We start from the raw sequence: 12,852 nt of genomic DNA, 5'->3' as shown, positions 1-12,852 counted from the left end.
GCTTCCACGTGGCGGTGGAAGGGACCGGGCTGCCAGCCGCGGCTCAGCGGCGGGGACGGCGAGTTCTGTTCCGGACATGGCATCGAGCAGGTAGCTGATCGCGGTCTCGGCGACGAGGTCGGTGTCGGAGCGGGCCGGGCAGGTGTGGGGCCGATGCTCCAGGCCAGGGGGCGCGGGTGCCCCGCGATTCCGCCCCGGCCTTCGGTCACTTGGGGGTCGTTGTTGCAGGCTGCCACGGACATGACGACGGGCTGTTGCGTCGGGAACAGGACGGCATCGATGTCCGCGGGGTAGGGGACAGGTGATGCACTGGTTCGCCAGCGGCGGGTCAGTTTAGAGGAGGGCGCAGAGAGCGTCACGCACCCTGGTTCGGTCTGCGTGCAGGCTGGCTGAAAACCGTCTGCGGTGAGCTTTCCCCGCCTACGCCAGTTCGCCACCCAGCTCAAGGACAAGCTCCTCGAGGCCGGCACCACCATCGCGGCCACTGACGGAGGCCCTGGCCGGCACGACGGCGGTCGCCGTCACCAAGCCGCCCACGACCGCACGACATCAGGAGCCGACGATGGCCACACCGGAGCTGACCAGGTCGCAGGGCTCGGCCCCGGCGAGCAGCGGGCCGCCGATCTCGCCCGGATCGTCGGCGAGGCCCTGGCCCACCACCCGGGCGAGTGGCCGTACTTCGGCGGACGCGGCGGAGATCCAGGCCATCCCCGAGGCCGTGATCCGGCTCCTGATCGGCGCGCCTCTGCGCTCCGACGGGAAGCCGACCATCGGCGCGCTCGCCACCGAGCAGGACTTCGGCGCAACAAGCTCACCCACAAGTACACCGGCCTCAAGGACCTCTTCAATGCCCTCGTCAAGACCCGCCAGGCAGTCCCCAGCCGGCCCGGCGACACCGAACAGGCCAGGCGCCGGGAGCAGGAGGAGGACCTGGCCCGCATCCGCGCCGAGCGCGACGGCCTTCGGGCCCTCAGCCAGCAACTCGCCCCGTCGTTCACGTCCTGGAGCTTGAGAGTCAAGCCCCGAGGGAAGCGAACAGCGCCCTCGAAATGGACCTGGCGCCCGCGAGGGCGTCACCGGCCTGGCCAGGCGTCGACCCGGCCGCCGCCGATGCCCCGGCGCGGCCGGTCAGCTGCCGCAGGCCAATCGACGTCGCCTTTGCCCCGGCCGGCGTCTGATCGCGGGGTCGATGGCCTTCTCCTCGAGTGTGCAGCAGGCTTCCGGCGCGCCTTCGGCGCTCTGGCCGAGCGTGTCGGCGTCGGCCTTGACGACGTAGACCTCCCAGGGCTTTTTGCTGGGGCCGGCACCTACGTCTTGTCCCGGAGGCGTAGCAGCAGAAGGTGTCGTTCTCCTCGAAAGTCTTGCGTCCGTGAGCCGTGCGGTGGCACGGCGGTGCGAGGACCGGCTCACAGGGGGCACAACCTGCGGTACTTCACCATGCCCGCAAGACGGCCGTAGTTCCACGCCGCATCGAACATCCAGCGCCCTCGCCCGGCGGTGGTGGCCAGGTGCGGCAAGCGTAGAGCCAGTCGTGCCCAGGTCCTTGCCTCGCTGGGGAGACTCCCCGGTGGGATCCCGAGGTGACGGTACTGGGCGTACAGCTGAGCGTAGGAGCGCCCGTAGCCGGACCGCTGCTTCGCCAGGGCGCGGATGTCCTCACGGAGCCGGTAGTGCATGACGGCATCGGGTGCGTAGGCGATGGAGTAGGAGGAGAGTTGGGCGCGCCAGGAGAACTCGACGTCGTCGTGGCTGCCTGTGTAGGCCTCGTCGAAGCCATCGAGGTCGCGGTAGACGGACGTGCGTACGCCGAGGTTCGCCCCTGTCGCGTAGGGCAGGAAGCGCATCGTCACGGGAAGACGGGACAGTTCCGGGTCACCTCGCCAGGCGCGGACCGCTGGCGCATTCAGATGCGTGAGATCCAGCCGTCCGCCCACCACGTCTGCCCGCTTGAGTGCCTCGACCATCTCCGCGATCCAGCCGGGAGCGGCTCGGTCGTCACAATCGCAAAAGAGCACGACGTCGCCGTTCGCGGCACGGACCCCCGTGTTACGGGCATAGCCGATGCCCGGTCGGGCGCCAGCGTCGACGAGCCGGATGAAGGCATGGCGCGCGGCCCAGCGCCGGGCGATTGCCGCGGTTGCGTCGGTAGAACCGTTGTCGGCGACGAGCACCTCGTAGGGGGTGGCGAAATTCTGTTCGACCAGTGCGGTGAGCTGGCCTTCGAGGTAGGGGGCAGCGTTGCGGGCGGGGATCACCACGCTTGCCGTGGGACGGACCGTCATGTGGACAGCCATTTCCTGAGGGATATGGCGAACCAGGCGTGGCCCTCTTCGAGGGGGTGTCCGCCGGGGCCGCGTGCGAGGCCGTCTGGCATTTCCAGGAATGAGTAGCCTGGCCGTGGGGGCAGTCCGCCCCAGACCGTGTCGTTGCGCAGCATGCGGGTGAAGGGCCGCGCGAGGTCCGGCACCGTCCTGGGGAGCGGGAAAGCAAAGGCATACCGGGCGTGGAAGCCGCTGTGCTGAAGGAAAGCGTCCAGGAGAGCCCAGTCGAGGAAGAAGTTGGCGAGTTGTCCTTCTTCGGACCAGAGGTGATCGTAGAAGGCGCGGGACGGCTTGTGGCCCGCGTCTTGCCGCCAGGGGCCGATCCGTTGCCATCCGTGGTCGACGGGACCGTCGGCCGGTCCGGTGCGGACCTCGGGTCGCTCGCGTAGCGCATGGTATTCGTGACGCGAGGACTGGGTCCATGCCAGGAGCATCATGACTTCCGTCGGCCGCAATTGGCGCTCAGCGCAGACGTCGGCGAGCTGGGCCACGGTGCTCCTCACGAGCCGCCGGTTGGACGAGCCGTCCCGCGCCAAGTTGACCACGTCGATTCCCAATTCGTGCCCTAGGACGATGGGCCACGCGTGGGAGGCGGGGTCACGCAGCTCCTCTCCCCGGGTGCAGCTGCAGCCGTTAGTGACCAGAAGCTTGACCATGCGGGTCCCTAGCAGACAGTGAGGCCGGTGCGGCGGGTGAATCTGCGCACGTCGTCGGTTGAGTTCAACAGAGGTTCTCCTCTTCCGTTGAGACTCGTGTTGAGCAGGACCGGGCAGCCGGTAAGCGATTCCCATTCCTCCAGCAGCGTGTACAGGCCGGGGTGCTGGGCGCGTTCTACCGTCTGGACCCGGCTGGTGCCGTCATGGTGAACAATGGCCGGATAGTCGTCGGGCGACAGACAGTGGGCGGTGAACTGCATATACGGGGAAGTCGCCACCGGGAGATCGAACAGGTCGTGGACCCGATCGGCCCTGATCACCGGGGCGAACGGGCGGAACCGCTCCCGTCCTTTGATCTCGTTCACCTTGTCCTTCATTCCCGATGGGCGGGGGTCGGCGAGGATGGACCTGTTGCCCAGTGCCCTGGGGCCGAACTCGCCCCGGCCATTCGCCACTCCCACCAGGCCGTTCGTGTCGAGCTCGTGCAGTAGTGCGGCCACGGGGTAGTCCCCTGCCAGGGGCGTGCCCAGGTACGGGCCGGGCCAGGACAGCGTCTCGCCGGTCACGGCGGCCACGGCGCCGATGCTCGATCCGGCGTCACCCGGGTTGGGGAGGATCCAGACGTTGTCGAAGCCGGCCTCGCGCGCGAGCATGCTGTTCACTACGCAGTTGAGGGCGAGCCCGCCGGCAAGGACCAGGTTGCGTGACCTGGTCTGCTGCGCGGCCCATGTGGCGGCGGCGAGCATCACGGTCTCCACAACGCGCTGCACACTGGCCGCCAGGTCCTCAACGGTGGCTTCGGGTAGCCAATCGCCGATGCCACGGTGGACGTTGCGCTTCAACCTGAAGGTCGGAGGGGTCAGTTCCACCAGGTCTTCCAGGATGGCGTCCACGTGAAGAGGCCGCCCGTAGGCGGCCATACCCATGATGATGTACTCGTCCTCGTTCGGCCGGAAGCCGCAGCGTCGCGTGAAGGCGCTGTACAGCAACCCGAGGCTGTGGGGATACGACCGCTGGTGGAGAGTGGACAGGGCTCCGCCTCGATGGGCATGCCCGATGGTGAAGGTACGGAATTCTCCGATGGAGTCTGCGACGATGACCGCCGCCTCCTCGAAGGAGCTGGTGGCGAAGCCGGCCGCCACATGGCTGCTGTGGTGGTCGGCGTATTCGATCTCCGGGAGCGGAAACGGCAGGTGCAGGGCGGCCAGGTAGCGCCGGGGGAGGTCCGACGTGGAAGCCGCGTGGCTCCACTGGCCTGCCCTGACGTGACGCAGCTTCTTCAGGAGCGGACGTTCGTACCAGGCGATCCGATCCGGCGGGCCGAAGGCCGCAGCCTCGTCGAGCAGATCCTCGTGCAACAAGGGGTCGTTCTTCTTGCGGGAGTAGCGCTCGGAATGGCCTGCGAAGACGACCCGGCCGTCCTCGACGACGGCCAACGAGGCGTCATGTGACAGGGCAGACATCCCCCAATAGCGCACGGCCCCTCCCTGGGAACCCAACCAGCAATGGACGAGGCGGCTTCCTACTTGTACAGAAACGGGTCATTCCGTCGCAGCTTTCGGCGGCGGGCCCTGCGTCGGTACGGCTCGGTGATCCACGCCAAGAACCTGATCATCGACACCTCCGCCTAAGGCCTTGGGATGGCCGCCCTCTCCCTACCCCACCGACGGTTCTTCCATGCGCTCAGGGGCGTAGCTCACAGGCCACGCGGTGTGTACACGAGAGGGCGGGGCTTCGATAATCCTTCGAGGCTCACACGGAGGTGCTGCGTTTCCGATGCCGAGGCAACGATTTCTGCAGGGCCACCGCGGGCAGGGCGCGCTGAGAGTCGTGTATGTGACCAACCAGATTCCGCTGCCGGCCCATAGTGGAGGGCAGTTACGCGAGGCGGAGCTGCTGACACGGATCGGCCGGACGGCTGACGTCGATCTGCTCGTCCTCACCGAGCACTACGACCGCGACGCAGCGAACGCCCCGCTGATGAGACCGCTGTGCACCAGCGTCTGGGTGCACGAGAGCACGACGCCGCTCGGAATAAGACCTCCTGACGTCGTACCGGAGAGAGTGTGGCGATACCAGTCGGTCGATTTCGATGCTTGCCTTCGAGAAGCCCTGGTGTCTCGACGCGTCGATGTCGTGCACGTCGAGGGGTATTTCCTCGCTGAGCATCTGCCCCCTGATCTGGCCCTGCCGGTGGTTCTCGTCGAGGAGAACATCGAGTACCTGATCGATCGCCAGGTCCCGGCCTCCGGCCAGCGGTACGCCGCCTCATGGCGGGTCGCGCGCGCAAGGGAGCTCCGGGCCTGGTCCAGGGCCTCGCTTGTGGGCGGTGTCTGTGAGGAGGACGTTGCAGTGATGGTAGGGGACCTGCCGGACCTGCCGGTCGCCGTGATGCCCAATGGAACCGATCACTTGCCGCGCATCGCGGTTTCCCGTGAACACAAGGTTGAAGGTCGGCACGTCGCCTTCGTCGGAAACTACACCTGGGGTCCCACGCTCCAAGGCGCGTGGAGCCTGGTTCGGGAGATCTGGCCGAGGGTTCATGCGCGACTGCCGAGCGTCCGACTGTCGCTTGTGGGAGCGGGGATGCCAGACGACCTACGCGCTGCCGCTCTGACCGCCCCAGGCGTTACTGCGGTCGGAGAGGTGGACTCCGTCCTGCCGACGTTGGAGGCCGCCGACCTGTTCGTGTGTCCCTTGTGGACGGCCTCGGGAGTCAAGGTCAAGATGATCGAAGCCTTGGCCGCCGGCTGCCCGGTAGTCTGCTCCTCTTCCGCGCTGCGAGGGCTGCCTTCCACGGCCGGCACGGCAGTGGCCGTCGCCGACGATCCTTGGAGCATGTCCGACGCCATCGTCGCGCTCCTCCGGGACCCCTACGGAAGACAGCGGCTGGCTGCTCGTGCGGGGCGTGCCCTGGACTCACTGCCGACCTGGGACCAGGCCGCGGACATTGTGCTCAAGAGCTGGCTGCGCTTGTCGGCAGCGGGTTCGATCCGATGAGGATCGCCCTGCTCACCCTGCACACACCGCTGAACTTCGGGTCGGCCTTACAGGCATACGCGTTGTGCCGGATCCTGCGCGAGGACGGCCACGACGTCCGGTTGGTCGACTACCATCGCCCCGCTCAGCGCGGCCTAGGACTGGTGAGGAAGCGCTTCACCGACGGTGACCACGTCCTGCCGGTCCGGCTGTGGAACGTCGTCGACCGCGGTATGGAAGCCGCGGTGGCACGCCGCCGCTTCGCCGCCTTCCTGCAAGGCCAGACCACGCTCACACGCCGCTGTATCAGCCCGGAGCAGCTGGCGATTCGCCCCCCTACGGCGGATGCCTACCTGACGGGCAGCGACCAGGTGTGGAACAGCGTGTACAACGGAGGCATCGATCGGGCGCTCTACCTCGACTTCGGACCCCCTGATACCCGCAGGCTGTCCTACGCCGCGAGCTTCGGCATGGATGCGGTCCCGGACGCCGAACGGGAGATCACGCGCATGCTGCTCACCCGCTACAACGCTGTCTCGGTGCGCGAGCGCGGCGCGGTGGACATCGTGCGGGGGTTGGGCGTGTCGGAGTGCACGCAGGTCTTGGACCCGACGCTCCTGCTGTCAGGCCGCCAATGGGCGGACATCGCGGACGTCCGCCGTAGTGTGCGCGGATCCTACGTGCTGCTCTACTCGGTGGAGGAGGACAGGATGCGTGAGGCACTACGGGTGGCGCGGCATGTGGCGCGACATCACGGTCTCCCGGTCGTCCAGGTCACTTTCGGCGGTCGTCGAAGGAGAATCCAGGGAGTGGACCGGACGTCCTACTTCACTACCCCGCAGCAGTTTCTCGGTCTCTTCGGCGGAGCCGGCTACGTGGTAACCAGTTCCTTCCACGGAACGACCTTTTCCGTGAACTTCAACAAGCCCTTCGTGTCCATCGCGCCACCGCTCTTCGCTTCGCGGGCCGAGGACTTCCTGGCATCACTGGGGCTGTCCGACCGCTTTGTCACGGACGTGAGCCGCGAACTGCCCCCGCACGACATCGACTACGCCCCGGTCAATCGCGCACTCGACGGCCTACGTCAGCACTCCCGCCGCTACCTCCAGGCGGCCCTGTCCGAGCCGACGCAGAACTGAGCTGAGCCCCGGACCCTGCCGCGCCGAACGGCCGATCTGCCCAACGAGAGAGGAACACGGAAGAATGGGACGGATCCTGGTCACTGGAAGCCGAGGCCTTATAGGGTCCGCGCTGGTAAGAGCCCTGACCGGGAGCGGCCACGAGCCCGTGCACTACGACATAGCGGGCGACCATCGGCAGGACGTCACCGATCTGCACGCACTGAGTGCGGCGATGACCGGGTGCTCGGGCGTCGTGCACCTCGCTGGAGTATCACGGGTGGTCTGGGGCCAGCGCGACCCTGTCCGTTGCCGACGGGTCAATGTCGACGGCACCCGCAACGTGCTGACCGCAGCGGCGAAGGCCGCGGGGACTCCACCGTGGGTGCTGTTCGGAAGCAGCCGCGAGGTGTACGGCCAGGCTGTCCGTCTCCCCGTGCTCGAGTCTGCTCCCTACGCCCCGCTCAACTGTTACGCCCGCTCCAAGACGGAGGCGGAGTCCCTGGTGCGAGCCGCTCGCGAGTCGGGGTTGAACGCCTCTATCGTGCGGTTCTCCAGCGTGTACGGATCGATAGCCGACCACGCTGACCGGGTCGCCCCCGCCTTCGCCCGGCTGGCGTCGCAGGGCACCACGCTGCGGGTGGACGGCAGTGACACCATCCTGGACTTCACGCACCTGGACGACGTGGTGGGCGCACTGGTGCGGATGGCCGAGATCCTCTCCGTGGGCGATCGCCTACCGACGCTTCACCTGGTCTCGGGCGATGGGACGCGTCTGGCCGAACTGGCGCACTTTGCCGTGGCGACCGCGGGCGGCGGCCGGGTGACCCTGGGCCGGCCCCGGACCTATGACGTCGAGAGGTTTGTCGGAGACCCGGGCAGGGCGGGACGCGTACTCGGATGGTGCGCGCGGGTGGACATCGAGGAGGGCATGCGGCGACTGATCGAGGCGTTCTCGGCTCATGGGGGGCCGGGCCCCAGGGACAGCCAGTAATCCGGAAGGACCCGGGACCCCAACCGCCCGCCAGATGCCGTCCGCCGGGGCCGGTGGTGGCGGACCGTCCCTCGTCCTGGTGGCGTCATCGGCCAAGCGGCAATACGTGGCAACCGTCTGCAGAAGCGGTGGGCGCCGCGGCCGCGAAGCGCCGAGGGCGACGAGCTGGGCAGCGGCGTACTCGTGGCCCTGTTCCAGGCGGCGGATCTTCTGCGCCGCCCGGTCGTGGAAGACGGTGCCGTCCGGCAGAAGCTTCACCGTGGGGGCGGTTGCCCGGCCGGCGTGCACCGCGTTCGTCGCCGCGTAGATCGTCCCGACGTGCCCAGGCATCACCAGGATACCGGAGTCAGTGTGCTGCTGGTGCATCACCTCAAGCATTGCTGCCAGCTCGCTCAAGGCTTCTGACGCGCGTGCAGGATCCGTCTCCAGGAGTGCTTCCAGAGTGCCGCTCGCAACGTCCTCGACCACCGCCACATCCGCCGGGTAGCGGCGTCGGCTGCCCTCAACCAGGAGTACCCCTGGAACCCGGACCCCGAGGCGGTCCAGCCTCCGCTGAGCGGCCAGAAAGGGGACCAGCCCGGAGACAGGAGCGAACGGGTGGGCCGCGTCGATGCCTTCCGCAGCTGACCAGAAGTTCTCGGCCTCGGCCCAGCTGTAGACGATCACACTCGCTGCACGCGGCCCGTCCACGTGAACTCGGTAGACCCCCTTCTTGCTCCCGCCTCGCAACCGGTCCATTCCGACACCATGGCCCCCAATGAGCGGAGACGCCTACCGTCACTTATGTCAAAGTCCTGACATTGTGCACGGCTGAGGAGCACCTATGGCCACCAACGTTTCCGTCGCCGGGCCGGACTTCATCGCGCTGCAGGTGCGTGACGTCGGCGCGGCCGCTGCCTTCTTCGAGACGCATCTGGGCGCCCTACCGCAGTTGGGTCGCCCTCCTGTTGCGCACGCGCAGTAGGGCGTCACCGAAGGTCGCCCGGAGCTGCCCGACCTACCGCCTCCCCTCCGCAAACTGCGCGTCGCCCCGTTCAGATAGCCATAGCGACCTGAGCAAGCCCCGCCGGGGTGCCTGTTGACTGCTCAACTGAGTGGGGAACGGGAGGGCAGGACTGGCGATTTTCACGGCTCTGGCCGCGGTTCCGTGAACCACAGCGTCTGGTGCGCCAGCAGCGACACATGTGCCGATCGCTGCGTCTCCCGACCGTAGGGCATGCTGTTGCGGTGAGTGATTCTCAACCAGCATGGCAGGAATGGCTGAACAGCCTGGACGTGCCACGGAAGACCGCCGCGGAGTCGCTGCGTGCCCAGTTCAGCGCGCTCGGCGTGACCGATCCTGTCGATCTGATCAAGTCTGAGGTCGTTGAAGACCTTCCGCAGCTCGCGCGCTTTGTGCTGCTGCGGAGCTTGTGGCGCGGTGCGATCGATGGCTGGTCCGACTCGGGCTCGCTCGATCAACTGCCTGCCGCTCAGCGCCTTCTTGCCGCCGGGGCGGATGAGGAGGACCTTGTGCGCCTGGTTCGTGCCGTTGCCTATGAGGCGGTGTTCGTGACGCTCGACGAGCTGGACGCGGGCGGCGATGTGAACGTGTCGGGCGTGGAGGCCGGCTGGGTGGTCATGGAGTCGGGTGAAGATGGCTCCCCGACTGGGCGGGCCCTGTCGGGCCTGCATGAAGACCTCCTGGCGATGGATCCCAGCGGGCGCGGCGGAGCTGACCTCTGGTCATGAGGGCAGTACTCGGGGCTGATTGATGCAGGTCATCTCCGGGTGAGGATCCGGGTCCGTCGGCCAGAGTCGTTTCTGTAGGGTCGCTCGCGCGGTTGTGAGGCGTCGTTGCGCAGTTTCCGGACCGTCGGATGCCGCTCCGGGCCCTGGTCACTGCCCCGCCGCGCCGTCGCCGGGCCGCTCCCCGCCGGTCACGCCCATACGCCTGCCGGCCGGCCAGAGCCCGGTCACCGGCCGGGCCGTGCTCGGGCCTGTGACGGCAGCTCATCTTGCCCTTCCTACGGCGGGGTTGTCAGTGGTGGCCGCTAGCGTCGGGGGTGCTGGAAGGGCCGTTTCCCGACAGGAGTGGACGATGACCGAAAACCGTGTGAAGCCCGCGCTCCGGGTGGTGCTGACCGACGTCAACGAGCGGGTGGTGGAGGCGTGGCGGGCGGCGTTCGCCGACACTCCCGGGATCGAGATCCGCAGGGGCTCGATCCTCGACGAGGACGTCGACGCCTGGGTCACCCCGACCAACTCCCGGGGCCGGATGGACGGCGGGCTCGACGCTGTCATCAAGCGGCACCTCGGAGCCGGCATCCAATTGCGCGTGCAGCGGGCGATCCGCGACCGGTTCACCGGGACCCTCCCGGTCGGCAGCGCGGTTTGCGTCCCGTCAGGGGCGACCGTCCCGCGGTACCTGATATCCACGCCGACCATGGTGCAGTCCTCGCAGAACGTGAGTGAAACGCTCAACGTGGCCCTGGCGTGCGCCGCCGCGTTCCAGGCCGTCCACCGGCAGAACCGGCAGGTGTCGGGCAGCATCCGCTCGGTGGCACTGGTCGGGATGGGTGCGCAGACCGGCCGGGTGCCGGCCCGCGTCTGCGCCAACTTGATGTGGACCGGCTACACGCTCTTCCACGACCACTGGTTCGAGAACGACGACGAGCTGCGCGCCACGATCACCGCGCAGCTCGACGGCATCGAGAACGCGCCGGTCGCGAAGCGGGTGCGCATCGTGCCGCCCAAAGGGCATTCCTTTCGCCCTTGATCCCATCCACCCCGCCGGCCACCTCCATCCCTCAGGTACGACGACCGGGAGCCCTTCCCTCATGAGTGACGCCACCCCCACGCCGGCCCAGCCCGACGCGAACGACCCGCTGGCCCTCACCGAACTCTTCAAAAGCGGCGGTGAACCCTGGCTTCCGCTCCTGAAGCCCGTCATCGAGGCGCAGCCGGATGCCGCCCAGTTCATCGGCCAGGGCCGCAGTCCGGAGGTCGTCCCGGTCCGGGAACTGACCTTCCAGGCGCTCAAGCCCACCCCGCCGCACAAGTGGAAGGTCGTCGTCTTCGGTCAGAACCCGTACCCGCGGCCGGAGAGCGCCACCGGCATAGCCATGTTCGACAACACCTTCAACGACTGGAAGGACAGCCAGTTCGGCAGGGTCGTCAGCATCCGCTGCATCATCAAGGCGGCGGCCATGTGGAAGTACGGCATCGCCAAGAAGACGCCCATCGCCGATGTCCGAGCCCTGTTGAAGGAGCGAGAGACGGTCCAGCCGCCGGAGTGGTTCCAGGCGATGCTCACGCAGGGCGTGCTGCTGCTGAATGCTTCGCTCACCGCCAGTGGCGACGGCGCGATGGGGACCGACCGGCACACCGCGTTCTGGCGGCCCGTCGTCGAACGGATCGTCGAGGAAATCCTCAAGGCCAAGCAGGACGCCGACGAGGAGGACCGCGGCGTCGTCTTCGCCTGGTGGGGGGCCCACGCGCGCAACCTGAAGAAGGTCGTCCTGCGGCTCCAGGAGAAGTACCCGGACGTCGAGGTCCGGCACATCGACCACGCCAACCCCGCGGCCCAGGGCGACATCTTCTGCGAGGGCGACCACTTCGCCACGGTGAATGCAGCACTCGCATCGCTGGGCGCTGAGGACATCGACTGGCTGCCGAGCAAGGGGTGGAACGAGAAGGCGGCCGGCACCGACGGCGACGTCGCGGCACGCATGGGCGCATTCATCGCGTCGACCATGGAACTGCACCAGCTGTATCTGGAGCGGCTCACCAGCGTCAAGGACGAGGGGCTCGTCCTCCCGGCGATCACCGGTGTGTTCGACACCCCGCTGATGGACTTCCAGGACGCCGTCGCCCCGGTCGCCGAGGTGCTGTCCGGTCTCGGCCGGCACATCGACCGGTCCCGGGAGTTCGGCAAGCGGCGGGCGGACGAGACGGTCAGCGGCCTGTCCGCCGACGCGATCGCCGCGCTCTACCTCTACACCTGCGAATCCGCCTTCTACCGCGAGATCAACGCCGTCCTCCGCTCCCCGGACCGGACCAAGGTCGTGCCCTACCTCCCGTACCTGCGGCTGCTGTTCTCGGCGGTCTCGGGGCTGCCTGCCCGTACCCAGCCGCTGTGGCGCGGTGTGTCGCTGGATCTCCGGGCGCAGTACCCGGTCGGGCAGACGGTGACCTGGTGGGGCGTGTCCTCGTGCACCTCCGAGCTGAGCGTGGCTCGGTCCTTCCTGGGGAGCCGCGGCAAGCGGACACTCTTTGAGGTGACCCCAGCGCGGGCGGTGGGGATCAGGAGCTTCTCCGCCTTCACCGGGGAGGAGGAATACATTCTCGCACCGGGCACCCAGCTCAAGGTGACAGACGTGAAGAGTGAGCGCGGCGGCCTGTGCACGGTCAAGCTGACCGAAGCGGACGCCGCCCACCTCGTCTCCTGACCACCCGCCCGCCAGCCCTCGAACCTCAGCTCGGGCGGCCAGGCCGCGGCGGAACGCGGTGGGCAGCGGGCTCGCGGCGGCTGCCGGTGCAGGGACAGGCCGCTCGGCAGGCCACGTCCAGCCCGGGCAGCCGCCGTTGCTGCTCTTCGGGGCTCTGGCCGCAGTTCCGTGAACGTACACGGCCGTGAATGTGAAGTCGGCGGTCAAGGCTGGAGCGGGATCTACGATGGGCCGGTGACCGAGAGTCTCCCCCCGTGGGCATTGACCTCTTCGGCGTTGAACGGCTCCTGCTGACCGAAGCTGCGGAGCCGCCGCTGCCGCCCCAGGATGCTGAGGCCCGGGACCGGGTGTGGG

General features: G+C 68.0%; 11 protein-coding genes. 7 read left to right on the top strand and 4 right to left on the bottom strand.

The window, feature by feature from the left end; translation table 11 throughout:
• Nucleotides 1-549: 549 nt before the first annotated feature.
• The 4 genes from ACWD0A_RS27875 to ACWD0A_RS27860 form a co-directional block, all read right to left on the bottom strand.
• Complete coding sequence (locus tag ACWD0A_RS27875) at nucleotides 550-981, bottom strand: hypothetical protein (protein ID WP_451302472.1); 432 nt, start codon at nucleotides 979-981, stop codon at nucleotides 550-552.
• Between the two features lie 425 nt (nucleotides 982-1,406).
• Nucleotides 1,407-2,294 carry a glycosyltransferase gene (locus tag ACWD0A_RS27870; RefSeq protein ID WP_451302470.1) on the bottom strand — a complete coding sequence of 296 codons (888 nt, stop codon included), beginning with the start codon at nucleotides 2,292-2,294 and terminating at the stop codon, nucleotides 1,407-1,409.
• A complete protein-coding gene (locus tag ACWD0A_RS27865) occupies nucleotides 2,279-2,977 on the bottom strand; it encodes a DUF6071 family protein (protein WP_451302468.1) in 699 nt (232 codons plus the stop codon). The genes ACWD0A_RS27870 and ACWD0A_RS27865 overlap by 16 nt, the downstream gene beginning before the upstream one ends.
• An 8-nt stretch (nucleotides 2,978-2,985) precedes the next feature.
• Entirely contained in the window at nucleotides 2,986-4,413 is a 1,428-nt protein-coding gene (locus ACWD0A_RS27860) for a carbamoyltransferase C-terminal domain-containing protein (RefSeq protein ID WP_451302466.1), read from the bottom strand.
• Nucleotides 4,414-4,813: 400 nt separating this feature from the next.
• Between ACWD0A_RS27860 and ACWD0A_RS27855 the strand changes: the two genes are divergently transcribed.
• The 7 genes from ACWD0A_RS27855 to ACWD0A_RS27825 all read left to right on the top strand — a co-directional run bounded on the left by ACWD0A_RS27855 (nucleotide 4,814) and on the right by ACWD0A_RS27825 (nucleotide 12,498).
• Nucleotides 4,814-5,977, top strand: coding sequence for a glycosyltransferase (locus tag ACWD0A_RS27855; protein ID WP_451302464.1), 1,164 nt, complete (start codon nucleotides 4,814-4,816; stop codon nucleotides 5,975-5,977).
• Nucleotides 5,974-7,095, top strand: a complete 1,122-nt coding sequence (locus ACWD0A_RS27850) for a polysaccharide pyruvyl transferase family protein (RefSeq protein ID WP_451302462.1) — start codon at nucleotides 5,974-5,976, stop codon at nucleotides 7,093-7,095. The genes ACWD0A_RS27855 and ACWD0A_RS27850 overlap by 4 nt, the downstream gene beginning before the upstream one ends.
• Nucleotides 7,096-7,159: 64 nt before the next feature.
• Nucleotides 7,160-8,068: an NAD-dependent epimerase/dehydratase family protein gene (locus ACWD0A_RS27845; RefSeq protein WP_451302460.1), complete on the top strand. Its 909-nt coding sequence runs from the start codon at nucleotides 7,160-7,162 to the stop codon at nucleotides 8,066-8,068.
• An 823-nt stretch (nucleotides 8,069-8,891) separates the two neighbouring features.
• Nucleotides 8,892-9,032, top strand: a complete 141-nt coding sequence (locus tag ACWD0A_RS27840) for a hypothetical protein (protein ID WP_451302458.1) — start codon at nucleotides 8,892-8,894, stop codon at nucleotides 9,030-9,032.
• A 263-nt stretch (nucleotides 9,033-9,295) separates the two neighbouring features.
• Nucleotides 9,296-9,799, top strand: a complete 504-nt coding sequence (locus tag ACWD0A_RS27835; protein ID WP_451302456.1) for a hypothetical protein — start codon at nucleotides 9,296-9,298, stop codon at nucleotides 9,797-9,799.
• A gap of 349 nt (nucleotides 9,800-10,148) precedes the next feature.
• Nucleotides 10,149-10,826: a macro domain-containing protein gene (locus ACWD0A_RS27830; protein ID WP_451302454.1), complete on the top strand. Its 678-nt coding sequence runs from the start codon at nucleotides 10,149-10,151 to the stop codon at nucleotides 10,824-10,826.
• A 61-nt stretch (nucleotides 10,827-10,887) separates the two neighbouring features.
• Entirely contained in the window at nucleotides 10,888-12,498 is a 1,611-nt protein-coding gene (locus ACWD0A_RS27825; RefSeq protein ID WP_451302452.1) for an ADP-ribosyltransferase domain-containing protein, read from the top strand.
• Nucleotides 12,499-12,852: the final 354 nt, after the last annotated feature.

Source organism: Streptomyces sp. NPDC002867 (genome assembly GCF_053591895.1).
This window is presented reverse-complemented; position numbering and strand designations above follow the sequence as displayed.